The sequence below is a fragment of the Diaphorobacter sp. HDW4A genome, assembly GCF_011305995.1.
In the GTDB taxonomy this organism is placed as follows: domain Bacteria; phylum Pseudomonadota; class Gammaproteobacteria; order Burkholderiales; family Burkholderiaceae_C; genus Diaphorobacter_A.
Genome location: NZ_CP049910.1, coordinates 3,729,788 through 3,753,475 on the forward strand (window position 1 = coordinate 3,729,788; position 23,688 = coordinate 3,753,475).

A 23,688-nucleotide genomic window follows, 5' to 3' on the forward strand; every position below is an offset into this window, starting at 1 on the left:
TTGCTTGCGCGCAAAAAGTCACCAAAAACGCGCTTTGAAGTCATGCGGCAAAACTCTCTGCAAGCCTGCGGCTCTCCGTTCAGACAGCTTGCCGCAAAAGTGATCTAAAGAGGTATGTTCGGCAGTTCGCTTCGCTCGTGCCTTTGACGAAAGCCCGCGTGTCCGCCCGCTCCTACGAGGCGATTCTTATACTGGCGCTACAGTGGCGATTTGCTTTACGCAATTCGCACCTCAAGCCTGTATGGATCTGACGCACCGCTCCCCGGATTCTCTACCGCGACGCTCGCGGGCCGCCATCGTCGTGGCCTGTTTGATTTCGCTGCTTGTCACGCTGATGTTCGTGTTGGCCCCGACCATGGACGCGCGAGCAGCCAGTCCTGTGCAAACCGATGCTGACACTGGCTCGCCGCTTCCTCAGCCTGACGATCTGCGCAAGCAGCTTGATGCCATTCCCGCCAAGCTCACCGAGGACACGGATGCGCGCAAGCTGCTCAGTCAACTCAACGGCATCGGGGCGGCGGCGGATCGGCTTGCCAAGCAGCGGACGAGCGATCTTGCCGATGTCGATGGGCGTCTCGCGGGACTGGGACCGACGCCCGAAAAAGGATCGCCCGCCGATGCGCCGGATGTGGCCGAGCAGCGGGCCACGCTCAACAAGCAGCGCTCGGCCATCGACTCGGATCTCAAGCTCGCGCGGCTCATCGGGGTGGATGCGGAGCAGCGCAGCGCCGACATTCTCAAGCAGCGACGCGCGCAGTTCCAGGCTGCGCTGACGGCGCGGGTCGAGTCGCCGATCACGCCCTCGTTCTGGCATGTGTGGAAGCTGGCCGCGTATGACGATCTGGAGCGCTTGCGGACGCTCGGAGACGATCTCAGCGCCACGGCGGCTGAGGCCATCGCCACACCGCGCAAGCGCAACAATTTCGCACTGCATATTCTGGGAGCGCTGCTGCTGATCATCGGCGGCACTTGGGCCGCCGAGCGCATTCTGGTGCGGGTGCTGCCGTCGCGTTTGCCATCGGGTCGCCTGCGCCGCACGCTGATGGCCAGCATCGCCGTGGTGCTCAATGTGCTGATCGTCACGCTGGCCGTGAAGATCGCGTGGAACGGGTTGCGGCTGAACGCGGAGTTCGACGAGCCGCTGCAGGCGCTGGAGTCCATCTGCCTGCAGATGGCCGCCTACGGCAGTTATGTGATCGCACTCGGACATTCGCTGCTGTCAAGCAAGCGCCCGACATGGCGACTGCTGCCGATCTCGGACGATCTCGCGCGTCGCCTGAGCCCGTTTCCGTGGTGGTTTGCGCTGTCGTCCGCACTCGGCGGCGTCGCGACCGAGGTCAGCGCGATTGCGGGGCTCAGCATCTCATCGGAAGTGCTGGTGCACATCGTGTTCGCGCTGCTCGCGTCGTTCATCACACTGTCCGCACTGCGCCATCTGCGTACGCCCGATGCGCAGGCCGCAAAGGCTGATGCATCCCAAGATGCCGCTGTAGAAAACACCGAGCAGCTCGCCGAGCGCCCTTGGTGGTTCGGCGTGCTCGCGGCGGCGGCTGGGATTGCGCTGATTACCGTCTTTGTGCTGGTCGCACTCGGCTTCGTAGCGCTCGCGGCCACGATTGCGCGGCAGATGGTGTGGACCATGGTGGTGCTGTCCACCATGTATCTGGTGTTCAAGCTGACCGACGATCTCTGCGAATCGCTGCTGTCGTCCAAGGGTGGTTTCGGTTCGCGCATGCAGACGGCTCTCGGCATCGACGCCAAGCTGCTCGATCAGGCGGCCGTGCTGGCCTCGGGCGTGCTGCGTGTGGCGCTGTTTTTTTACATGGTGATCGCGTTGATGGCGCCACTGGGCACCGCACCCGACGAGGTGTTCCGGCGTGGAACCTCGGTCGATCACAGCCTCAAGATCGGCGAGTTCACCATCGCTCCGCAGGCCCTGCTCACGGCGGCGGCGGTGATCTGTTTCGGCTTTCTCGCGATCCATCTGTTCAAGCGCTGGCTCACCAACCGCTATTTCCCCAACACCTCACTCGAGCCCGGCATGCGCAGCTCGATCACCACACTGATGGGTTATGTGAGTGGCGTGGTCGTGATTGCAGCTGCCCTGGCCGGTCTCGGCATCAGCGTGGAGCGCATCGCCTGGGTGGCGAGCGCACTGTCAGTGGGTATCGGCTTTGGCCTGCAAGCCATCGTGCAGAACTTCATTTCGGGCCTGATTCTGCTGGCGGAGCGGCCGGTGCGCGTGGGCGACTGGGTGAAGCTCGGGGACACTGAGGGCGATGTGCGCCGGGTGAACGTGCGGGCCACGGAAATCCAGCTCTCGGATCGCTCAACCATGATCGTGCCGAACTCGGAGTTCATCACCAAGTCCGTGCGCAATATGACGCTGGTAGGTGCTCCCGGGCGCGTGATGTTGAACCTGCCCGCGCCCCTCGACACCGACGCGCCGCGCATGCGCGAAATCATTCTCGATGCCTACATCTCGCACCCAAGCATTCAGGACAGCCCCGCGCCCATCGTGCAGCTCGAAGGCATACAGAACGGCACGCTGATGTTCCTCGCCATCGGCTACATCGGCAATCCGCGCAACACTGGCAGCGTGCGCAGCGATCTGCTGTTCGAGATATTGAAATCATTGCGCGAAGCGGGCCTGCATTTGTCGCCGCCCGCAACCACCTCCGTCGCCTCCGGAGCCAACAACCCACCGGGCTCGAGTGGCGATCCGGTGGTTGATCAGCTCACGAATCCACGGTGATCATTCCGCGCTGATCAGTCCTCACTCAGCTCGGCGTGATGCGCGACCTCGCCACGCTTCCAGTACGCGGCAATGCGCATGCGCTTGGCGTCCACGCCCGGCTTGGCGAGCAAGGTGCGGCGCAGCTGCGCCATGTCGTTGTGCTCGCCCGCAGCCCAGACGAAGCCATCACCCCCGGGAATCGAGAGCTCCTGCGCGGCCGCGTCGAGCGAATCCACCCATTGCAGATCGACCTGCGCGGCGCTCGCCAGTGCACGCTGATCGGCCACGTGGTCGAGCTGCACCCGCACCGTCACGCGCGCCGTAGCTGGCAGCTCGGAAAGACGGCGCTCGATGGCGGGCAAGGCGCTCGCGTCGCCCAGCAGCCAGTGCCATTCGAAAGCCTCGGGCACGACCATGCTGCCGCGCGGGCCGGCGATGCCCACCCATTGGCCGATCTGCGCCGTGGCCGCCCACTGTGCGGCAGGACCGGCCTCGTGCATCGCGAATTCGAGCACCATCGTGCCCTTGGCATGGTCCCAGCGCACGGGCGTGAAGTCGCGAGCAATCGGGCGCGGGCCGCCTTCGAAATGCGGGCGACCATCCACCATGGTCGCCAGAGTGGGCTTTTCCTGACCCGCTACGGGCAACAGCAGCTTGACGTGGTCATCGAAGCCCACGCTCTTGAAGTTAGACAGATCGGCGCTGCCCAGCGTCACGCGGACAAAGCCGGGGCTGACGATCTCGCGTGACATGAGCTGCATGTGGCGCGAGCTGAAGCCGTGGCGCACGCGCTCAACGCGCAGAGGATTGAGGTTGGTTGCAACCGCTTCGACAGTAGAAGGAATGGACATGGACAGTGACTTTCGGGATTGGCTAAAATGTTGATTTAGTCAACAAGATACCCGCATCATGTTGACTTTGTCAACAACAAACAAAAACCACGCCATGAACGCTGTTACCACCTCCACCAAGGTGCTGGATGCCTTGCACGACCTTGTCCACACCTACCGCAGCCGCATGCGCTCCGAAATGCACCGCCACGATGACAGGCTCAACCGCAACTCGGTGCGCTGCCTCCTCTTCGTGGGACACGAGCCACTGTGCACGCACAAGGCGCTGATGGATTTCCTGCGTGCCGACAAGGCGCAGGTCGCGCGCACGCTCAATGAAATGGAAGACAACGGCTGGATCGAGCGCGTGCCCCACCCCGACGACCGCCGCAGCCGCCGTCTGCAGCTGAGCGCGCAGGGCCAGACGCTGTTCACCACAATGCAGGCCGCGCGCGCCAGAGTCGGCGAGCAGATGCTGCAAGGCGTGCCAGAAGCGCAGCAGGCCGAGCTTGCCGCGCAGTTGCTGCAGATGCAGGCGTATCTGAAAGAATCCGGTGTCCCCGCTGCGCCGGACTGCGGCAAAAGCTGCGGAAGCGGTGAAAAAGGCCCGATCAACCCCTCCAGCCTCGCATGATCACCCACTGTGTGGTGGCAATCGCAACACTCAGCGCCATGTAAGAAACCCATTTGCCGTCGTTCCCGAAAACCCACGGTCCGGCGAGCAGAGCGGCACACCCCACAACGAAATTGATAGCAATAGGTCGAATCCAGCCCAGCGGTTTGACGCGTTGACGGAAAAAAATCTGCGTCAGTCCCACCGTCAACAAAGCCACCACAAGAGCGGGTAGCACAAAATTCAGAAAATGGTTCAGCGCGAGTAAGGGATTCATAAATATGACTCAGATCAAGTCAGCCATTCACCGCATTCAACCTTGATCGCGTACAAATTTTATAATCGACCCATGGCAGTTTGGGCTTTAGGTATCAATCACACGACCGCGCCGCTTGACATGCGCGGTCGTTTTGCGTTCGCGATCGATCAGATTGCGCCGACGCTGATCGGTCTGCGCCAGGCCCTGACCAGCAATACCGTGCGCCACCCCGGGGTGGAGACGGCCATTCTGTCGACCTGCAATCGCACCGAAATCTACTGCGCCGCCGACGCGCCGGCTCTCGACCACACACTCGACTGGCTGGCCCACTCCGGCGGCGTGAGCCCCGCCTTGTTGCGCTCGCATTCCTACACGCTCGAAAACGACCTCGTCGCGCGCCACGCCTTCCGCGTCGCAAGCGGGCTCGATTCGATGGTGCTTGGCGAAGCCCAGATCCTCGGCCAGATGAAGAACGCCGTGCGCGCAGCCGAAACGGCGGGCGTACTCGGCACGACGCTGAACCAGCTGTTCCAGCGCAGCTTCGCCGTCGCCAAGGAAGTGCGCAGCTCCACCGAGATCGGCGCGCACAGCATCAGCATGGCGGCCGCAGCCGTTCGCCTGGCGGGTCAGCTGTTTGAAGATCTCTCGCAGATCAAGGTGCTGTTTGTCGGCGCAGGCGAGATGATCGAGCTGGTCTCCACGCACTTCGCGGCCAAGCATCCCAAGCAGATCACGATTGCCAACCGCACGCTCGAGCGTGGCGAAAAGCTGGCCTCGCAGTTCGGCGCCAACACCATGCGCCTGTCCGACCTGCCCGAGCATCTGCACGAATACGACGCGGTGATCAGTTGCACGGCCTCAAGCCTGCCGATCATCGGTCTGGGCGCCGTCGAGAGTGCGCTCAAGAAGCGCAAGCGCCGCCCGATCTTCATGGTCGATCTCGCCGTGCCGCGCGACATCGAGGCCGAGGTCAAGGATCTGCGCGACGTCTATCTCTACACCGTGGACGATCTCGCCAACGTGGTGCGCACCGGTCAAGCCCAGCGTCAGGCGGCGGTGCAGCAGGCCGAGGTCATCATCGACCACGGCGTTCAGAGCTTCATGCACTGGCTTGACCAGCGCCGTCCGCAAGGCGGTGCCGTGCCGCTGATCCAGCAGATCAATGCCCAGGCCGACGAATGGCGCGCCCTTGAAATAGCGCGCGCCAAGCGGCTCATCGCCAAGGGCGAGGACATCGACACCGTGCTTGAAGCCCTCTCGCGCGGCATCACGCAGAAGATGCTCCACGGCACCATGGCCGAGCTGCACAAGGGCGACGCCGATCAGCGCGCCCAGACTGCCGACACCGTCCAGCGTCTGTTCCTGCGCAAAGAGCGTTAGCGCTCTCTCCTTTTCAGGCCAGCCCCATGCGCTGGCCTTTTCTCGCTGCGCGCGCGTCGCAGCCCGGCCGTCGATCATGCGGACCGACGGCACCGTCCAAATTCCATTGCGTCCTCCACGATGAAACCCTTTCTCAGAACCCAGCTCGAGAAGTACGCGCAGCGCCTCGAAGAACTCGACTTCCTGCTCTCGCGCGAGGACATCATGTCCGACATGAAGCAGTACCGCGCGATCTCCAAGGAGCACGCCGAAGTCACGCAGATCGCCGGCCGCTACAGGCGCTACACCCAGATCGAATCCGATCTCATCGGTGCACGCGAGATGCTCGAAGACCCCGACATGGCCGAGATGGCGCAGGACGAAATCGCCAGCGGTGAAGCCGAACTCCTGCAGCTTGAGGACGAACTGCAGCGCCTCTTGTTGCCCAAGGACCCGGATGACGCGCGCAATGCCTTCATGGAAATCCGCGCGGGCACGGGCGGTGACGAATCCGCGCTGTTCGCAGGCGACCTGACCCGCATGTACACGCGCTATGCGGCCACCAAGGGCTGGAAGGTGGAGATCATGTCCGCCAACGAAAGCGAGCTCGGCGGCTACAAGGAAGTGGTGCTGCGCATCGAAGGCGACGACATCTACGGGCGCATGCGCTTCGAGTCCGGCGGCCACCGCGTGCAGCGCGTGCCCGCTACCGAAACCCAGGGCCGCATCCACACCAGCGCCTGCACGGTCGCGGTGATGCCCGAGCCCGATGAGCATCAGGCCATCACGCTGAACCCCGTCGATCTGCGCATCGACACCTTCCGCGCGTCCGGCGCGGGCGGCCAGCACATCAACAAGACCGACTCCGCCGTGCGCGTGGTCCACCTGCCCACCGGCATCGTCGCCGAATGCCAGGATGGCCGCAGCCAGCACAGCAACAAGGCCAAAGCCCTGCAGGTGCTGCAGGCCCGAATTCAGGAAAAGGAACGCAGCGAACGCGCAGCCAAGGAAGCCGCGCTGCGCAAGGGCCTGATCGGCTCGGGCGACCGCTCCGACCGCATCCGCACCTACAACTTCCCTCAGGGTCGATTCACGGATCACCGCATCAACCTCACGCTCTACAAGCTGCTGGCCATCATGGAAGGCGACATGGACGAAGTGCTCGACGCGCTCGCCCATACGCGCGAGGCCGAGTTGCTCACGGAGTTGGAAGTCAACGCATAAGCGTCCCGAGTGATGATGACCTCCACCTCTCCCTCCACGATCGCCCAATTGCTCGCACATGCCGCGCAACAAGGGCTAGCGCGTGTCGATGCGCAAATGCTGATGCTGCACACGGCAGGCCAGCCGACGCATGCACGCGCGTGGTTGATCACACACGATGGCGAGGCGCTGACCGACACGCAACTTCTTCAGTGGAACGACCTCTGCCACCGCAGACTGCAGGGCGAACCCGTCGCCTACCTGACTGGCCAGAAGGAATTCTTCGGCCTGACGCTGCAGGTGGATGCCCGCGTGCTCGATCCGCGCCCGGACACGGAAACGCTGGTCGATTGGGCACTCGAACTACTGCCCGGCGATGGCGGGGGCCTGCGCCTTGTCGATCTGGGCACCGGCAGCGGTGCCATCGCGCTTGCGCTGCAACAGCAACGCCCCAAGGCCGAAATCTGGGCCGTGGACGCCAGCGCCGATGCGCTCGCGGTGGCCCAAGGCAATGCCGCACGGTTGAAGCTCCCGGTGAGCTTCGCGCACGGAAGTTGGCTGTCCCCGCTGCAAGGTACGTTCGACGCCATCGTCAGCAACCCGCCCTACATCCCCTTGGCCGACCCACATCTGGCCGCGCTGACGCACGAGCCGCTCTCGGCTCTAGCCAGCGGAGGTGATGGGCTCGACGACATCCGGCTCATCATCGGCCAAGCCCCTTCCAAGCTGAAACCGGGCGGCTGGCTTCTGCTCGAACACGGCTGGGACCAGTCCGAAGCCGTCCAAGCACTTTTAAACGATGCGGGATTTGATGCCGTGCAAAGTCGCGTCGATCTGGCCGGGATTGCCCGCTGCACCGGAGGGAAAATCCCGCAAAGCCACTGTCCAGACCAGACAGTGGAATAATTACCGCAACCCGCCCTGAGACTTGATCAAGGGCATCCAGTTATCAGGAGAATTTCATGAGTGACGTACAACAACGCATCGACCAACTCGTCAAGGGCAGCGACGTCCTGCTCTTCATGAAGGGCAACGCCAGCTTCCCCATGTGCGGCTTCTCGGGCCGTGCGATCCAGATCCTCAAGGCCTGCGGCGTTGACCCCAAGAACGTCACCACGGTGAACGTACTGGAAGATCAGGAAATCCGTCAGGCCATCAAGGACTACAGTCAGTGGCCCACCATTCCCCAACTGTATGTGAAGGGCGAGTTCATCGGTGGTTCGGACATCATGATGGAAATGTACGAATCGGGTGAACTCCAGCAAGTGCTGACCGGTGGCGCTGCTGCCTGACGCGCTTCAAGCTGCTTCATTGCTGAAAAGCCGACTGATTCGTTAGTCGGCTTTTTCATTTCGGCGAACCCAAACTGCATGGTTTCCGGATGATTTCCGGACATAGCGACACCAAATCACGCGCCCCCGCTACACTGTTTGCATCCCCATTCGAGGCACGGACGCTCTCTGGTCCTGCCATCTCGTGCATGCAGCTTCCCGAAAGCATCTTCGTCATTCTCCTGTTGATCGCGCTCAGTGCCTTCTTTTCTCTGGCCGAGCTCTCGCTTGCGGCGTCGCGGCGACTGCGCTTGAGGCAACTGGCTGTCGACGGGGACATGCGCGCGGATCGCATTTTGAAACTGCAGGAATCGCCGGGGGACTACTTCACCGTCGTTCAGGTGGGGCAGAACGCTGTTGCCATTCTGGGCGGTATCGTCGGTGAAGGCGCGCTCACACCGACGCTGAGCCGGATGTTCGAGCTCTGGACGTCGAGCTCGAGCGCGCAGACGCTGGGCTTTGTCTGCTCGTTCCTCGTCATCACGTCGCTGTTCATTCTGTTTGCCGATCTGTTTCCCAAACGCCTCGGCATGGCGGAGCCGGAGCGCTGGGCCGTGCGGGTGCTGACACCGATGCTCTGGTGCATGCGCCTGTTCAAGCCGGTGGTATGGCTGTATGCCAAGACGGCCGATCTGATCTTCAAGCTGCTCGGGATCGACACGGTGCGCGACGAGCGCATCACGTCGGACGATATTCTGGCGATGACTGAGGCCGGAGCGCGCGCTGGCTTGCTCGCGGCGAGCGAACAACAGGTGATCGCCAATGTGTTCGAACTCGATTCGCGCACGGTGGGGTCCGCAATGACGCAGCGTGACCGCATCGCCTTCTTCCTGCAGGACGACCCGGATGCCGTGGTCCGTGCGCGCATCGCGGAGGAGCCGTTCTCGACCTACCCCGTCTGCGATGGTGACATCGACCATGTGGTCGGCTATGTCGATGCCAAAGACCTGTTTCAACGCGTACTCAACAACCAGACGCTGTCGCTCCAGGACGACCAACTGGTGCACAAGGCGCTGATCGTCCCCGACCGGCTGACGCTGGCCGAGGTGCTGGACCAGTTCCGCCAGGTGCATGAAGACTTTGCGGTTATCGTCAACGAGTACAGCCTCGTGGTCGGCGTGGTCACCCTCAACGACGTGATGAGTACGGTGATGGGTGATCTGGTGGGGCCGGACGATGAAGAGCAGATCGTGCGGCGCGATGAGAACTCCTGGTTGATCGACGGCGTGACGCCCATTGAAGATGTGCTGCGCGCGCTCAACCTGAACGAGTTGCCTCACGATGAGGAATACGAGACGCTGGCCGGTTTCCTGATGGTCATGCTGCGCCGCGTGCCGCGCCGCACGGACAGCGTGAACTTCGGCGGCTACAAGTTCGAGGTGCTCGACGTGGACAGCTACCGCATCGACCAGGTGATGGTGTCACGGCTCAAGGATGCGAGCGGAGCGCCAGCACCTGCCCCTCAGACTGCACCATAAGCAACCTGAGTGATCAGGCCGAGGTGACTTTTTCGTTGAAGAGCCAGTTGCGTTGCGCGCTGTATACGGCGTTAGGATACGGATCACGGCCACGGCTGCCGTTGTAGCGGCCGAGGGCCATGAAAGTGTCGCCCTTTTCACGGTCCAGATAGTGACGCAGGATCACGCAGCCGAAGCGCAGATTGGTCTGCATCTGGAACAGCTTGCCCGCGTCGCCGTCGCCGATCACCCGCGTCCAGAAGGGCATGACCTGCATGTAACCGCGCGCCCCCACCGGCGAGACTGCGAACTTGCGGAAGGCACTTTCCACTTGCACGAGCCCTAGTACCAACGACGTATCGAGCCCCGCGCGTTTGGATTCGTACCAGACGGTCTGCAGGAAGTCGCGTCGCACCTCCCATTCAGGCTTACGCTTGCGCAGCTTGTCGCTCATCGTGCCGAGCCAGCGCAGATACATGATGCGCGCCTCGGTCGTTGCAAACAGGGGCTCCGGCGGCCCCTGATTGGCAACGGCAGAGCTCAGGGCCGTGCGCACCGAGTCCATCAGCGGCTCTTCGAGTTGACCACCCGCGTGCGCCGTCTGTGGCACACCCAGCATGCCCAACGGAGCTGCAGACAGGGACAGCATGAGCGAACGGCGCGACACGCCCTCCTCTCGCTGCTCTCCTCCCTCAGTGACACTTTCCTTCAAGCTCATACCTTCAAACGTTCCTTCACATGCACAAACACGTCGCCCACAGCGACCTTGGTGGCGGCGGCATCACGGCGGCCCTGGTACTCCAGTTGGCCTTCCTTCAGACCACGGTCCGAGATCACCACACGGTGTGGCACACCGATCAGTTCCCAGTCCGCGAACATCGCACCGGGACGCTCGCCACGGTCGTCCAGCAACACATCAACGCCTGCCGTCTGGAATTCGACATACAACTTTTCAGCGGCGGCCTTCACTTCCTCGTTGCGGTCCATACCGATCGGGCAGATCACCACCGTGAATGGTGCAATCGCGTCAGGCCAGATGATGCCGCGCTCGTCATGGTTCTGCTCGATGGCAGCAGCTGGCAGGCGCGTCACGCCGATGCCGTAGCAGCCCATCTCGAAGAAGGCGGGCTTTCCGTCCTCAGCAAGGAAGGTCGCGTTCATGGCTTTGCTGTACTTGGTGCCGAGGTAGAACACATGGCCCACCTCGATACCGCGCTCGATAGCCAACTCACCCTTGCCATCAGGAGACTTGTCACCCGCAACCACGTTGCGAAGGTCCGCCACCAGATCCGGCTCCGGCAGATCACGCCTCCAGTTCACGCCGGTGATGTGGTGATCGATCTGGTTTGCACCGCAAATCCAGTCCGCCATCAAAGCCACGTCGCGATCAGCAACGATCTTCACGGACTTCTTCATGTTCAGCGGGCCCAGATAGCCGGGCTTGCAACCGAAGTGCTCTTCGATCTCGGACAACGTGGCGAAGCGAAAGTTCGCTTCCAGACCCGGAACCTTGCTGACCTTGATCTCGTTCATGTCATGGTCGCCGCGCAGAAGCAACAACCAAACCTGACTGTTCACAACTTCGCCTTGATCATTGACTTCATCTGTCGCCAAAACCAATGACTTGACAGTTGTTGACAAATCAACACCCAGCAATTCGGCAACTTCGCCACAGGTCGCTTTGCCCGGTGTAGGCGTCAGCGTTTGGGGCTTGGTGGCGGCGGGACGCGGACCCGTGGGAGCGAGCGCCTCGGCCTTTTCCATGTTGGCCGCGTATTCGCTACTCGGGCAATAGACGATGGCGTCTTCGCCGGTCGAGGCGATCACTTGAAACTCTTCGCTCAGATCACCACCGATGGCCCCCGAATCCGCAGCGACTGCACGGTAACGGAGTCCAAAGCGATCAAAGATGCGGCGATAGGCCGCCGCCATGACTTGATAGCTCGCCTTCGCCGCAAGTTGGTCGCGGTCAAAGCTGTATGCGTCCTTCATGATGAACTCGCGCCCACGCATCAAGCCGAAGCGCGGACGGCGCTCGTCGCGGAACTTGGTCTGGATCTGGTAGAGGTTCTTGGGCAACTGCTTGTAGCTGCGGAACTCCTGACGGGCAATGTCGGTGACAACTTCTTCGCTGGTCGGCTGGATCACGAAATCACGTTCATGGCGATCCTTGATGCGCAGCAGCTCCGGGCCCATCTTCTCGAAGCGGCCCGTTTCCTGCCAGAGCTCGGCCGGCTGAACCACCGGCATGGTGCACTCGACGGCACCAGCGCGGTTCATTTCCTCGCGCACGATGGCCTCGACCTTGCGCACCACGCGCAGGCCCATGGGCATGTAGTTGTAGATACCCGCCCCGAGCTTTTTGATCATGCCCGCCCGCGTCATCAGCTTGTGGCTGACGACTTCCGCATCTGCGGGGGCTTCTTTGAGGGTGGAAATAAGGAATTGGGAAGCTTTCATCTATCGATCTCAGGCCACTGAGGTTAGCCCGCTTGCCGCGCGCGGGGTACCGTGCATAATGGACACAGTTTATGAATTTGAGGTTAGATTATGCTCGACCGGGACGGATTTCGCCCGAACGTCGGCATCATCCTGCTCAACCAGAGGAACCAGGTATTCTGGGGAAAAAGGATCCGGACGCACAGTTGGCAGTTCCCTCAAGGTGGTATTGATCGCGGGGAATCCCCCGAGCAAGCCATGTTTCGGGAGCTTCACGAAGAAGTCGGGCTTCTGCCCGACCATGTCAGGATCATTGCCCGTACGCGGGACTGGTTGCGCTACGAGGTGCCTGACCGGTATATCCGCCGCGATGCGCGCGGACATTACAAGGGCCAGAAGCAGATCTGGTATCTCCTGCAATTGATGGGGCACGACTGGGATTTGAACCTGCGGGCTACCAATCATCCAGAGTTCGACGCTTGGCGTTGGAACGATTATTGGGTTCCGCTCGATGTGGTGGTGGAGTTCAAGCGAGGCGTCTATGAAATGGCGCTCACCGAACTGGCCCGCTTTCTTCCGCGGCACGAGCAGCGCAATCGCTATCTGCGAAGCGGCATGCGTTCGAGAGATGGGCAACCGGTTCTCGATGTAGTTCAGCCGACCGCAACGCGCTTTAATTCGATGATGCTCAAACCGGGCATGGAACTTCCGCCTGGGGCGAGTTTCGACCCCAATCCACAAAGCAGGGTTCTTGCACCGGACGAGGAACTGCTCGATGACATGTCGCAGACGCTGACACCCAGCAAGCCACTGCAGCACGACTAGCCCCTCACAAGAGGCCCTGTCACCCATCAGCGACACAACCCCGGAAACCCCTGGTTTCCGGGCGTTTCCACTGAGCATTGTCTCAGTGATGTGCGAGCACCAGATTGTCGCGATGCACCATCTCGGGCTCCGCCGTGTATCCTAGCAACTGCTCGAATTCCGAAGACGGCTTGCGACACAGCAAACGAGCCTCGGCACTTGCATAGTTCGCCAGGCCGCGCGCGATTTCTGCGCCACTTTCGTTCTTGATGCCGATGACGTCGCCGCGCACAAAGTCACCCTCCACCGCAATCATGCCGATGGGCAGCAAGCTCTTGCCACTACCGATCAGCTTGGCAGCAGCTCCCGCATCCACAGTCACCGCACCGCGCATTTGCAAATGATCAGCCATCCACTGCTTGCGCGCCTGCGTTTTCTGCGTCTGCGCAACCAGCAACGTGCCGATAGATTCGCCATTGGCCAGACGGATCAGCACATCCTTTTCACGTCCCCAGGCAATCACGGTGGAAGCACCTGAGCCGGCCGCTCGCTTGGCCGCCAGAATCTTGGTGATCATGCCGCCCTTGCCAATGCTGGAACCTGCACCACCTGCCATGACTTCGAGCGATGGATCGCCCGCGTCCGCGACATCCACAAATTTCGCATCCGGATCACGGCGCGGATCGGCGGTGTATAGGCCCTTCTGGTCGGTCAGAATCACCAGCACGTCCGCCTCCACCAGATTGGCAACCAGCGCACCCAGCGTGTCGTTGTCGCCAAACTTGATTTCGTCGGTCACGACAGTGTCGTTCTCATTGATGACTGGCACCACTCCCAGACGCAAGAGGGTCAGCAGCGTGACGCGCGCATTCAAATAGCGCTCGCGATCTGCCAGATCTGCATGAGTGAGTAGTACCTGGGCATTGCGCATACCCTGCTCGCGCAGCTTGGTCTCGTACATCTGGGCAAGACCCATCTGCCCCACCGCTGCAGCGGCCTGCAGTTCATGGATCTCGCTCGGCCTGGTCGTCCAGCCCAAGCGTTTCATGCCCTCGGCAATGGCACCGCTCGAGACCATGATGACCTCGCGGCGCACGCCGCCATCACCTTGCACAAGCGCCGCCAGCTGACGACTCCATTCGCCGATGGCAACTTCATCCAGCCCCTTTCCCTCGTTGGTCACGAGACTGGAGCCGACCTTCACCACGATGCGACGTGCATCGCTCAAAACATTGGAGACCATTTTCTGTGTGTAGTTGGCGCTGGAGCCCGGACTACAGCGCAATGCACTGGCCACGAGCGCAAGCCATTATGAAACGTCAGACGGCTTTCATGGGAATGATGACGGCGCTTTCGACGAATCAAACCCTGTCGTCTTCACCCGGCGCAAAACGAGGATCAAAGCGCGGATCATCATGCACATCCACCTCATCCTTCGACAGGAAACGCGGATCCACTTCTTCTGGCGTGTTCTGCGCCAATTGCTCGGCATGCACATGCTGGAAGATCGTCTTGATCAACGGTTCGCAACCTTCACGGGTAAGCGCGGAAATTTCAAACACCGGACCCTTCCACTTGAAGCGTTTGACGAAATCTTTCACCAGCTTGGCGCGATCCTCTTCGGGCACCATGTCCAGCTTATTGAGAACCAGCCAGCGGGGCTTGCCGTAGAGTTCTGCGTCGTACTTGCGCAGTTCCTCGACGATAGCCTTGGCCTGCTCCACCGGATCGACATTGTCATCAAATGGTGCCACGTCGACGATATGCAGCAGCAGGCGCGTACGCTGCAGATGGCGCAAGAACTGATGGCCCAGTCCGGCTCCTTCCGAGGCACCTTCGATCAACCCGGGAATATCGGCGATCACGAAGCTCTGCTCGGGACCGACGCGCACCACACCCAGATTCGGGTGCAGCGTCGTGAACGGATAGTCGGCAATCTTGGGGCGCGCATTCGACACCGCCGCAATGAAAGTCGACTTGCCCGCATTCGGCATGCCCAGCAGACCCACATCGGCCAGCACCTTCAACTCCAGCTTCAGATTGCGGCGATCACCCGGAAAGCCGGGGGTCTTCTGACGCGGAGCGCGGTTGATCGCGCTCTTGAAACGCAGATTGCCAAAGCCGCCATCGCCGCCCTTGGCAATGGTGATCACCTCGCCCGCGTTAAGCAGCTCGAACAACACCTCGCCTGTCTCGGCATCCGTGATGATCGTGCCCACCGGCATGCGCAGCGTGACATCCTTGCCCGCCACGCCAAACATGTCCGAGCCCTTGCCGTGCTCCCCGCGCTGCGCCTCGTGCCGGCGCGAAAAACGGTAATCAACCAAGGTATTCAGATTCGGATCGGCCACGGCAAATACATGGCCACCACGACCACCGTCACCGCCATCCGGCCCCCCGAATTCCTTGTACTTCTCGTGGCGGAACGACACGCAGCCATTGCCCCCGTCCCCAGCGGCAATGTCAATATAGGCTTCGTCGACGAACTTCATGATGCAGGAGTTTACAAAATCGCCCGTTCCGCACTCGAAGGAAAGGACTTGGGCCCTGAAATCAACTTCAAGGCAAACGCGGCAAAAACACCGCACAGCGGCGCCGGAAGCGCAATTGGCCTTCGATCGCCCAGCCACAATGCCAAGATGGCCCTTCAGGCTAGGCGTCGAAGCCGCAGACAGTACTCTCGTACGGCAAGGCTTCGCAACAACGCATGAAGGGCCATATTGGCACCTCCAAACGACCAACCAATCGAAGCCGGAAGGCTTCGCACAAAACAAGAAAAACCAAAAACAAAAAGCCAAAAACAACAAAGCCCCGACGGATCGGGGCTTGGCTGTGTGTTCAGCGAACAGCTTAAACCGGAGTGATGCTCACGGTGTGCTTGTTCATTGCGCCCTTGTGGCCGAAAGTCACGTGACCATCAACCAGTGCGAACAAAGTGTGATCCTTGCCCTGACCCACGTTCACGCCAGCGTGAATGCGTGTGCCGCGTTGACGAACGATGATCGAGCCAGCGCTGATCAGTTCACCACCGTAAGCCTTGACGCCCAGCATTTTTGGCTTGGAGTCACGACCGTTTCGCGTAGAGCCGCCGCCTTTTTTCTGTGCCATGACCTATCCCCTTAAGCAGCAATAGCGCCGATCAGCAGTTCGGTGAACTGTTGACGGTGACCTTGAGACTTTGCGTAGTGCTTGCGACGACGCAACTTGAAGATGCGCACTTTGTCGTGCTTGCCGTGAGCAACAACCGTTGCTGTCACAGATGCGCCGGACACCAGGGGTGCACCAACCTTGAGTTCTGCGCCGTTGCCGACTGCCAAAACCTGGTCGATCACAATTTCCTGGCCTACGTCCGCAGCAATCTGTTCTACTTTGATTTTTTCGCCAGCAGCAACACGATATTGCTTGCCACCGGTTTTTATGACCGCGTACATGTAAACCTCTTTGATATGAGCTCCGCAAACGAACTTTCGCGGAACCCAAGAGTATACCCTAGTCGGTTGACTGCTGGCAAGCCCTGCCACGATGCCCCGAAAGGCAGCACGCAAGCCTATGGCAAAGTGAGCCGCCAAATCGCCATTTGGTCTGGCACAGAGCACAATCCGCAGGCTTTCATGCTCGACTTATCCCATGCCTCAACAGGAAGGCGATCCGTCCTTCCTATAATTTGAGTCTTTGACAACACTCTGACTGCATCACCTTGGCCGCCAACAACAACAGCACCAGCGCCACACTCGCATTGATCGCCGACGACATGCGTGAAGTGGACAAAGTCATCGCCGCACGCCTCAGCTCCTCGGTGCCGTTGGTGAGCCAGGTCGCTCAGTACATCATTTCAGCTGGCGGCAAGCGCCTGCGCCCCGCCCTGCTGCTGCTGATGTCCGGCGCGCTCGGCTACAAGGACGCACAGCGCTTCAATCTGGCAGCGGTGGTGGAATTCATCCACACCGCAACCCTGTTGCACGACGACGTGGTTGACGAATCCACCCTGCGACGCGGCCGCCCCACCGCCAACGAGAACTTCGGCAATCCGGCCAGCGTTCTGGTGGGCGACTTCCTGTATTCGCGCGCCTTCCAGATGATGGTGGACACGAATAACATGCGCGTCATGCACATCCTTGCCGAGGCGACGAACATCATCGCCGAGGGCGAAGTGCAGCAGCTCATGAACACCCACGATGCATCACTGTCCGAAGCCGCCTATCTGAATGTGATCCGCTCCAAGACCGCCAAGCTGTTCGAAGCCAGCGCGCGCCTCGCGCCCGTGCTTGCAGGCAGTTCCCCCAACGTGGAGAAGGCCTGCGCGGCCTACGGGCAGGCGATCGGCACCGCATTCCAAGTGATCGACGATGTGCTCGACTACGACGGCGATGCCGCTGAGATGGGCAAGAATCTCGGCGATGATCTCCGCGAGGGCAAGGTCACGCTGCCCCTCATCATCGCCATGCAACGCGGCAACGCCGATCAATGTGCGCTGATCAGAAACGCCATCGAAGTGGGCGAAGCCGACAATCTAGCTGCAGTGATAGAGATCGTGAAAACCACGGGCGCGCTTGACGCCACCCGCGATGCCGCCGCCTCTCAAGCCCGACTCGCCATTGATGCCATTTCCACCCTTCAGGCCAATGCCTACACAGACGGACTGCTAAAATTGGCAGGTTCGTTGCTTGGTCGACGCATCTGATTTCCAAGCAGCGAAGCCGCACCATCGGGGTGTAGCTTAGCCTGGTAGAGCGCTACGTTCGGGACGTAGAGGCCGGAGGTTCGAATCCTCTCACCCCGACCACAATTCAAGAGCCAGAGCAGCCACTTGCTGTTCTGGCTCTTTTCGTTGGGGAATTCAACTTGTGCGGATCAGCACCATGTCACGGAAAAACCGCCACTGTAAATGCGCCCGCCATCGGCGTTGCGCAACAGAATCCGCCTTCGCCTGTTAACAATTACCAACTGAATCCCGACGGTCTCGACGAACGCACCATGGATTTTGGTGAGGCGAAACATCTCTAGTCGCGCCATCACCCCCTTCGGAAGGGATAACATGCAGTCGTACCAAAACGGCAATAATTTGTTTGAAATCAACGAACTACAATCATATAAAACGCAAAACTGCACGAACACCCGTTTCGAATCTCTTTGAGTTCTTGACGCCGCACAATCGGCCCAAGCTCGCTGTACAGCTTGTTGCGAATCAGCGATGATAGGATCGTCCTTCCTTTCCACGACACAAATCAATTGCATTCATGGCCGCTGTTGATACCGCCCCCAAAAGCGTGACCCCCATCGTTCTGCCAGGACTGGCCAGAACATTGATGTCTGCTGGGAAACTTGATCAGAAGGCCGCAGAAGACATCGCCAAGAAGGTGCAGGGCTCGAAGTCCGCCTTCATCGCGGAACTGATCAACTCGGGAATCATTACCGCCGCCGAGCTGGCACATACGGTTTCAAGCGTTTTCGGAGCCCCGTTGATCGATGTCGACGCACTGGACACCATGCGTCTGCCACAGGACGCACTCGACGCCAAAATCTGCCTGAACTATCGTGTCGCGGTACTGAACAAGCGCGGCAATCGTCTCATCATTGCAACAGCCGACCCGACCGACCACGAGGCGGCCGAGCAGATCAAGTTCACGACCCAGATGGGCGTCGACTGGATCATTGCTGAGTACGATAAGCTTGGCAAGTTCGTAGAGAAGATCACCAAAGGTGCCTCAGAGGCCTTGGACAGCATCGTGTCAGGTGGAGATTTCGAGTTCGGCGACGTCCCGGTCGAAGTGGCGGAGGATTCGCAGGACGTCGGACAGAACGACGTCGAAGACGCTCCCATCGTCAAATTTCTGCAGAAGATGCTGATCGACGCATTCAACATGCGCGCATCCGACCTACATTTCGAACCCTATGAACACACCTACCGCGTGCGTTTTCGCATCGATGGTGAATTGCGGGAAATCTCCAGCCCACCGCCAGCCATCAAGGAAAAGCTGGCCTCACGCATCAAGGTGATCTCGCGCCTCGATATTTCAGAAAAGCGTGTGCCACAGGACGGCCGAATGAAGCTCAAGATCGGGGCCGATCGTGTGATCGATTTCCGTGTGAGCACTTTGCCGACGTTGTTTGGCGAGAAGATCGTGATCCGTATTCTGGACCCCAGCAGCGCCAAGCTCGGCATTGAGGCCCTCGGCTACGAACCCGAGGAAAAGGCACGCCTGCTCACAGCCATCGGCCGCCCCTACGGCATGATTCTGGTCACCGGCCCCACTGGCTCTGGCAAGACCGTGTCGCTCTACACCTGCCTGAACCTGCTCAACAAACCCGGAGTAAACATTTCGACGGCGGAAGACCCGTCCGAAATCAACTTGCCAGGCGTGAATCAGGTCAACGTCAATGAAAAGGCGGGGATGAACTTCGCGGTCGCACTCAAGGCGTTTCTGCGTCAGGATCCGGACATCATCATGGTCGGTGAAATCCGTGACCTGGAAACGGCGGACATCGCCATCAAGGCCGCTCAGACCGGTCACTTGGTGCTTTCCACGCTGCACACGAACGATGCGCCCACCACGTTGACGCGGATGCGCAACATGGGGATTGCGCCATTCAACATCGCGTCGAGCGTGATTCTGATCACCGCTCAGCGTCTTGCTCGCCGCCTTTGCCCCAATTGCAAGGAGCCAGCCGACATCCCGCACGAAGCGCTGGTGGACGCCGGATATCTAGAAGAAGAGATCGATGGTTCCTGGGTGACCTACAAGCCCGTGGGCTGCAGCGCCTGCAACAACGGCTACAAGGGCCGGGTCGGCATCTACGAGGTGATGCCGATCTCGGAAGAAATGCAACGCATCATTCTTCGCGATGGCAGCGCATTGGAGATCGCCAAACAGGCGCGCCTGGAGGGCGTGCGTTCGCTGCGCACCTCTGGCCTGTACAAGGCCCGAACCGGCATGACTTCGCTGGAAGAAGTTCTGGCCTGCACCAACGAATAATAAAACTGAGGAAAGCATCGACACGGTATGGCAACTGCAGCATCGAGGGGAATCAAGGACTTTGTCTACGAGTGGGAAGGCAAGGACCGCGGTGGCAAGGTCGTGCGCGGCGAAATTCGTGCGGCTGGAGAAAATCAGGTCAAGGCCACGCTGCGCCGTCAGGGTGTACTGGCCACCAAGATCAAGAAGCGCCGCATGCGCTCGGGCAAGAAGATCAAGCCCAAGGATATTGCGCTCTTCACCCGCCAGATGGCGACCATGATGAAGGCCGGCGTGCCGCTGCTGCAGGCCTTCGACATCGTCGGTCGCGGCAACACCAACCCCAGCGTGACCAAGCTGCTCAACGACATCCGCGGCGATGTGGAGACGGGCACGTCGCTGAACTCCGCCTTCCGCAAGTTCCCGATGTATTTCGACAGCCTCTACTGCAACCTGGTAGAGGCCGGCGAACAGGCCGGTATTCTGGAAGCGCTGCTGGATCGTCTTGCAACCTACATGGAAAAGACGGAGGCGATCAAGTCGAAGATCCGCTCCGCTCTGATGTATCCCTGTGCAGTGATCGTGGTGGCCTTCGTCGTGGTGACCGTCATCATGATTTTCGTGATCCCGGCCTTCAAGGAAGTTTTCACTTCGTTCGGAGCCGACCTGCCAGCCCCCACCTTGATCGTGATGGGTATCAGTGAGTTCTTTGTAGCCTATTGGTGGCTGATCTTCGGCGTCATCGGCGGCGGCGGATACTTCTTCATGCAGGCATGGAAACGCAGCGAAAAAATGCAGCGCTTCATGGATCGCGCGCTGCTCAAGATGCCGATCTTCGGTGATCTGATCAACAAGTCCTGCATCGCACGCTGGACACGAACGCTCTCCACCATGTTCGCTGCAGGTGTTCCGCTAGTGGAAGCGCTGGATTCAGTGGGTGGTGCCTCCGGCAACTCGGTGTACAGCGAAGCCACGACCAAGATCCAGAACGAGGTCTCGACCGGTACCAGCCTGACCAATGCCATGACGAACGCGAACGTGTTTCCGTCAATGGTGATCCAGATGGTGGCCATCGGTGAAGAATCGGGTTCCATCGACCACATGCTGGGCAAGTCAGCCGACTTCTATGAAGCCGAGGTGGACGAAATGGTAGCGGGCCTCTCCAGCCTGATGGAGCCAATCATCATCGTGTTCCTCGGCACATTGATCGGTGGTATCGTGGTGTCCATGTACCTCCCCATCTTCAAGCTGGGTCAGGTGGTTTGATGTTTGGTGTGGATTGGATGGATGCCGTTGCCATCGGCATTCTTGGTTTGCTGATCGGCAGTTTTCTGAATGTAGTGATTCACCGTGTGCCAGTGATGATGGAGCGGGATTGGGTCCAGGAGATTCTGCTGTTCGCTGCAGACAAAGGCTTCAAGGTCACCAACGACAAGGACGAAGTTCTGCAAGCGAAGGAAGAAAAGGTGTTCAGTCTCATCGGCTGGATTTCTGGACTGGGCAAAAAGCAGACAGAACCCGTCGATGACGACAAGTTCAACCTCATGACCCCCGCTTCGCGCTGCCCGCATTGCGGCCATGCGATTCGCTGGTACGAGAACATTCCCGTGGTGAGTTATCTCGCGTTGGGCGGTAAATGCTCTGGCTGCAAGGCCCGCATCAGTCCTCGCTACCCACTTGTGGAACTGGTCACGGGCGCCTTCTTCTATCTGTGCACCACAAAATGGGGATGGTCGATGACGACGCTGATGTGGTGCGGCTTCTCGGCCACCATCATTGCATTGGCCATGATCGACTGGGATACGACTTTCCTGCCCGACAGCATCACGCTGCCGCTCGTCTGGGCCGGGTTGATTGGTTCGGCAATGCACTGGCTGCCGGTGCCGTTGATGGACTCCGTGTTCGGCGCAGCTGCCGGATATCTATCGCTCTGGCTGGTTTACTGGGCCTTCAAGCTCGTCACGGGCAAGGAAGGCATGGGTTATGGCGACTTCAAGCTGTTTGCGGCACTTGGTGCGTGGTTCGGCTGGACAGCACTCGTACCGATCATCCTCATGGCCTCCGTCATCGGCGCCATCGTCGGCCTTGGCATGAAAATGGTGAGCTCGCTGCGCGAAGGGAAGTATGTGCCGTTCGGCCCCTTTCTGGCGCTTGGTGGACTGACGGCGATGAGCTTTGGACCGCAGCGCATTCTGCAGGCCGTGTTCTCCGTCCTCGGACTTCCTCAGGGCTGAGTCCGATATGACACGGCTCAAGCGAACCAGCCTGCACATCGGACTCACCGGTGGCATCGGCAGTGGCAAAAGCACCGTGGGCGGCATGCTGCGTGATCTTGGTGCTGCGCTCATCGATGCTGACCAGAATGCACGTGCAGTGACTGCCGCTGGTGGCGTGGCCGTTCCGCAGATCCGCGACATGTTCGGCGATGAATTCGTGGATGCATCGGGCGCTCTGGATCGTGCCCGCATGCGCGATCTGGTGTTCAAGGACGCCAGCGCCAAAGGGCGACTCGAAGCCATCGTCCATCCGCTCGTTGGCCAGGCCACTTGGGCAGCCGCCGCTGCGGCTGCCCAAGCCGGAATTCGTGTCATCGTGTTCGACATCCCATTGCTGGTGGAGTCTCGCCATTGGCCATCGCAACTCGACCAAGTCATCGTCGTCGATTGCACGCGCGAGACTCAGATTGCACGGGTACAACAGCGCAACGGACTAGGGCGGGATGCCATCGAAGCCATCATCGCGGCTCAGGCCAATCGACAACAGCGCAGGGCCGCTGCGGACTGGGTGATTTTTAACGATGGGTTGTCTTTGTTAGATCTGCAAACAAAAGCTCGCGAGATCGCTGACCAGTTCGGGCTATGATGTGCCCCAAAGTGCTGATACAAATCAATCATCCAGCACCATTTGAGCAGAAGAAACCCGAGAAGCCCGCAGCGTGATTCTCTACGAATATCCTTTCAACGAACGCCTGAGAACCTACTTACGGTTGGAGCAGTTGTTTCGCCGCCTTGGCGAACTGATCCCGCGCGCACATCCTCTGGACCATCATTTTGCTCTGGTCACCATCTTCGAGATCATGGACGTGGCCGCCCGTGCCGACCTCAAAACCGATGTGCTCAAGGATCTCGACAAGCAGAAGCTGGTGCTTGACTCCTACCGTGGCAACCCCTCCATTTCCGAGCGTGTTCTCGATGGCTTCGTGAAGCAACTTGACGGTTGCTTCAGTGATCTCAATGCGCAGAACGGCAAGACGGGTCAATCGCTCACCGACAACGAGTGGCTGATGAGCATCCGCAGCCGCGTGGGCATTCCGGGCGGCACCTGCAGCTTTGACCTGCCCGCTTATCACGCGTGGCGCAATCTGCCACCAGAAAAGCGCCATCGTGATCTGGAAGATTGGTCCCACTCACTGGCACCGCTGGCCGAGTCAGTCCTCCTGCTGCTGCGGTTGATGCGCGACTCCGGCATGCCGCAAAAAGTCGTGACTACACGGGGACAGTTTCAACAGACTCTCCCGCATGGTCGCACATTCAATCTGCTGCGCCTGCGCATCGATCCCGCATTCAAGCTGATTCCCGAAATCAGTGGCAATCGTCTGTTGGTTTCTGTACGAATGATGCAACAAGACGAAAACGGCAAGCTGTTGCCGGCCACGGAAGATGCCAGCTTCGAATTGACGCTGTGCACCTGATGGGAGCGAACG

The 23,688-nt window shown here is 60.1% G+C and carries 22 protein-coding genes and 1 tRNA gene; 15 read left to right on the forward strand and 8 right to left on the reverse strand.

Annotated features, from left to right (window positions below; translation table 11 throughout):
- Positions 1-241 precede the first annotated feature (241 nt).
- The gene (locus G7047_RS17030) at positions 242-2,755 is read left to right on the forward strand and encodes a DUF3772 domain-containing protein (RefSeq protein ID WP_371813800.1); all 2,514 of its coding nucleotides are present in this window, start codon (positions 242-244) and stop codon (positions 2,753-2,755) included.
- A 14-nt stretch (positions 2,756-2,769) separates the two neighbouring features.
- On the opposite strand, the gene G7047_RS17035 is transcribed toward G7047_RS17030, so the two are convergent.
- Positions 2,770-3,588 carry a siderophore-interacting protein gene (locus G7047_RS17035; RefSeq protein WP_166307931.1) on the reverse strand — a complete coding sequence of 273 codons (819 nt, stop codon included), beginning with the start codon at positions 3,586-3,588 and terminating at the stop codon, positions 2,770-2,772.
- Positions 3,589-3,682: 94 nt separating this feature from the next.
- On the opposite strand from G7047_RS17035, the gene G7047_RS17040 reads away from it, so the two are divergent.
- Positions 3,683-4,201 carry a MarR family winged helix-turn-helix transcriptional regulator gene (locus G7047_RS17040; protein ID WP_166307934.1) on the forward strand — a complete coding sequence of 173 codons (519 nt, stop codon included), beginning with the start codon at positions 3,683-3,685 and terminating at the stop codon, positions 4,199-4,201.
- On the opposite strand, the gene G7047_RS17045 is transcribed toward G7047_RS17040, so the two are convergent.
- Positions 4,179-4,457 carry a hypothetical protein gene (locus G7047_RS17045; RefSeq protein WP_166307937.1) on the reverse strand — a complete coding sequence of 93 codons (279 nt, stop codon included), beginning with the start codon at positions 4,455-4,457 and terminating at the stop codon, positions 4,179-4,181. The two genes, G7047_RS17040 and G7047_RS17045, sit on opposite strands and share 23 nt — an antisense overlap.
- Positions 4,458-4,529: 72 nt before the next feature.
- Here G7047_RS17045 and hemA point away from each other — a divergent pair, with 72 nt between their 5' ends.
- The 5 genes from hemA to G7047_RS17070 all read left to right on the forward strand — a co-directional run bounded on the left by hemA (position 4,530) and on the right by G7047_RS17070 (position 9,810).
- Positions 4,530-5,819 carry a glutamyl-tRNA reductase gene (gene hemA, locus G7047_RS17050; RefSeq protein ID WP_166307940.1) on the forward strand — a complete coding sequence of 430 codons (1,290 nt, stop codon included), beginning with the start codon at positions 4,530-4,532 and terminating at the stop codon, positions 5,817-5,819.
- A gap of 120 nt (positions 5,820-5,939) precedes the next feature.
- Entirely contained in the window at positions 5,940-7,022 is a 1,083-nt protein-coding gene (prfA, locus tag G7047_RS17055; RefSeq protein WP_166307943.1) for a peptide chain release factor 1, read from the forward strand.
- Between the two features lie 15 nt (positions 7,023-7,037).
- Positions 7,038-7,907: a peptide chain release factor N(5)-glutamine methyltransferase gene (gene prmC / locus G7047_RS17060; RefSeq protein ID WP_166312116.1), complete on the forward strand. Its 870-nt coding sequence runs from the start codon at positions 7,038-7,040 to the stop codon at positions 7,905-7,907.
- 56 nt (positions 7,908-7,963) lie between these two features.
- Entirely contained in the window at positions 7,964-8,293 is a 330-nt protein-coding gene (gene grxD, locus G7047_RS17065) for a Grx4 family monothiol glutaredoxin (protein ID WP_166307946.1), read from the forward strand.
- A gap of 188 nt (positions 8,294-8,481) precedes the next feature.
- Entirely contained in the window at positions 8,482-9,810 is a 1,329-nt protein-coding gene (locus tag G7047_RS17070) for a hemolysin family protein (protein WP_166307949.1), read from the forward strand.
- A 13-nt stretch (positions 9,811-9,823) separates the two neighbouring features.
- Here G7047_RS17070 and G7047_RS17075 read toward each other — a convergent pair whose 3' ends face one another.
- Both G7047_RS17075 and G7047_RS17080 read right to left on the reverse strand, forming a co-directional pair.
- A complete protein-coding gene (locus G7047_RS17075) occupies positions 9,824-10,507 on the reverse strand; it encodes a lytic transglycosylase domain-containing protein (protein ID WP_166307952.1) in 684 nt (227 codons plus the stop codon).
- Positions 10,504-12,249, reverse strand: a complete 1,746-nt coding sequence (locus G7047_RS17080; RefSeq protein WP_166307955.1) for a proline--tRNA ligase — start codon at positions 12,247-12,249, stop codon at positions 10,504-10,506. Before G7047_RS17080 ends, G7047_RS17075 begins: the two co-directional genes overlap by 4 nt.
- A 90-nt stretch (positions 12,250-12,339) precedes the next feature.
- On the opposite strand from G7047_RS17080, the gene G7047_RS17085 reads away from it, so the two are divergent.
- Positions 12,340-13,053: an RNA pyrophosphohydrolase gene (locus G7047_RS17085; protein ID WP_166307958.1), complete on the forward strand. Its 714-nt coding sequence runs from the start codon at positions 12,340-12,342 to the stop codon at positions 13,051-13,053.
- A gap of 82 nt (positions 13,054-13,135) precedes the next feature.
- Here the strand turns inward: G7047_RS17085 and proB are convergent, their stop codons facing one another.
- The 4 genes from proB to rplU form a co-directional block, all read right to left on the reverse strand.
- Positions 13,136-14,275 carry a glutamate 5-kinase gene (gene proB / locus G7047_RS17090; RefSeq protein WP_166307961.1) on the reverse strand — a complete coding sequence of 380 codons (1,140 nt, stop codon included), beginning with the start codon at positions 14,273-14,275 and terminating at the stop codon, positions 13,136-13,138.
- Between the two features lie 118 nt (positions 14,276-14,393).
- Positions 14,394-15,524: an Obg family GTPase CgtA gene (gene cgtA / locus G7047_RS17095; RefSeq protein ID WP_166307964.1), complete on the reverse strand. Its 1,131-nt coding sequence runs from the start codon at positions 15,522-15,524 to the stop codon at positions 14,394-14,396.
- Positions 15,525-15,882: 358 nt separating this feature from the next.
- A complete protein-coding gene (gene rpmA / locus G7047_RS17100; RefSeq protein ID WP_166307967.1) occupies positions 15,883-16,140 on the reverse strand; it encodes a 50S ribosomal protein L27 in 258 nt (85 codons plus the stop codon).
- Between the two features lie 11 nt (positions 16,141-16,151).
- Entirely contained in the window at positions 16,152-16,463 is a 312-nt protein-coding gene (rplU, locus tag G7047_RS17105; protein ID WP_166307970.1) for a 50S ribosomal protein L21, read from the reverse strand.
- 320 nt (positions 16,464-16,783) lie between these two features.
- Between rplU and G7047_RS17110 the strand changes: the two genes are divergently transcribed.
- The 7 genes from G7047_RS17110 (at position 16,784) to zapD (ending at position 23,676) form a co-directional block, all read left to right on the forward strand.
- Positions 16,784-17,713, forward strand: coding sequence for a polyprenyl synthetase family protein (locus G7047_RS17110; protein ID WP_166312117.1), 930 nt, complete (start codon positions 16,784-16,786; stop codon positions 17,711-17,713).
- A gap of 25 nt (positions 17,714-17,738) precedes the next feature.
- Positions 17,739-17,815, forward strand: a tRNA-Pro gene (locus tag G7047_RS17115).
- A 454-nt stretch (positions 17,816-18,269) separates the two neighbouring features.
- The gene (gene pilB, locus G7047_RS17120) at positions 18,270-20,006 is read left to right on the forward strand and encodes a type IV-A pilus assembly ATPase PilB (protein ID WP_166307973.1); all 1,737 of its coding nucleotides are present in this window, start codon (positions 18,270-18,272) and stop codon (positions 20,004-20,006) included.
- A gap of 27 nt (positions 20,007-20,033) precedes the next feature.
- Positions 20,034-21,251, forward strand: a complete 1,218-nt coding sequence (locus G7047_RS17125; protein WP_166307976.1) for a type II secretion system F family protein — start codon at positions 20,034-20,036, stop codon at positions 21,249-21,251.
- The gene (locus G7047_RS17130; RefSeq protein WP_166307979.1) at positions 21,251-22,219 is read left to right on the forward strand and encodes an A24 family peptidase; all 969 of its coding nucleotides are present in this window, start codon (positions 21,251-21,253) and stop codon (positions 22,217-22,219) included. The genes G7047_RS17125 and G7047_RS17130 overlap by 1 nt, the downstream gene beginning before the upstream one ends.
- A gap of 7 nt (positions 22,220-22,226) precedes the next feature.
- Positions 22,227-22,847 (forward strand): dephospho-CoA kinase, encoded by a 621-nt coding sequence (coaE, locus tag G7047_RS17135; RefSeq protein WP_166307982.1) that lies wholly within the window; start codon positions 22,227-22,229, stop codon positions 22,845-22,847.
- Positions 22,848-22,920: 73 nt separating this feature from the next.
- A complete protein-coding gene (gene zapD, locus G7047_RS17140) occupies positions 22,921-23,676 on the forward strand; it encodes a cell division protein ZapD (protein ID WP_166307985.1) in 756 nt (251 codons plus the stop codon).
- Positions 23,677-23,688: the final 12 nt, after the last annotated feature.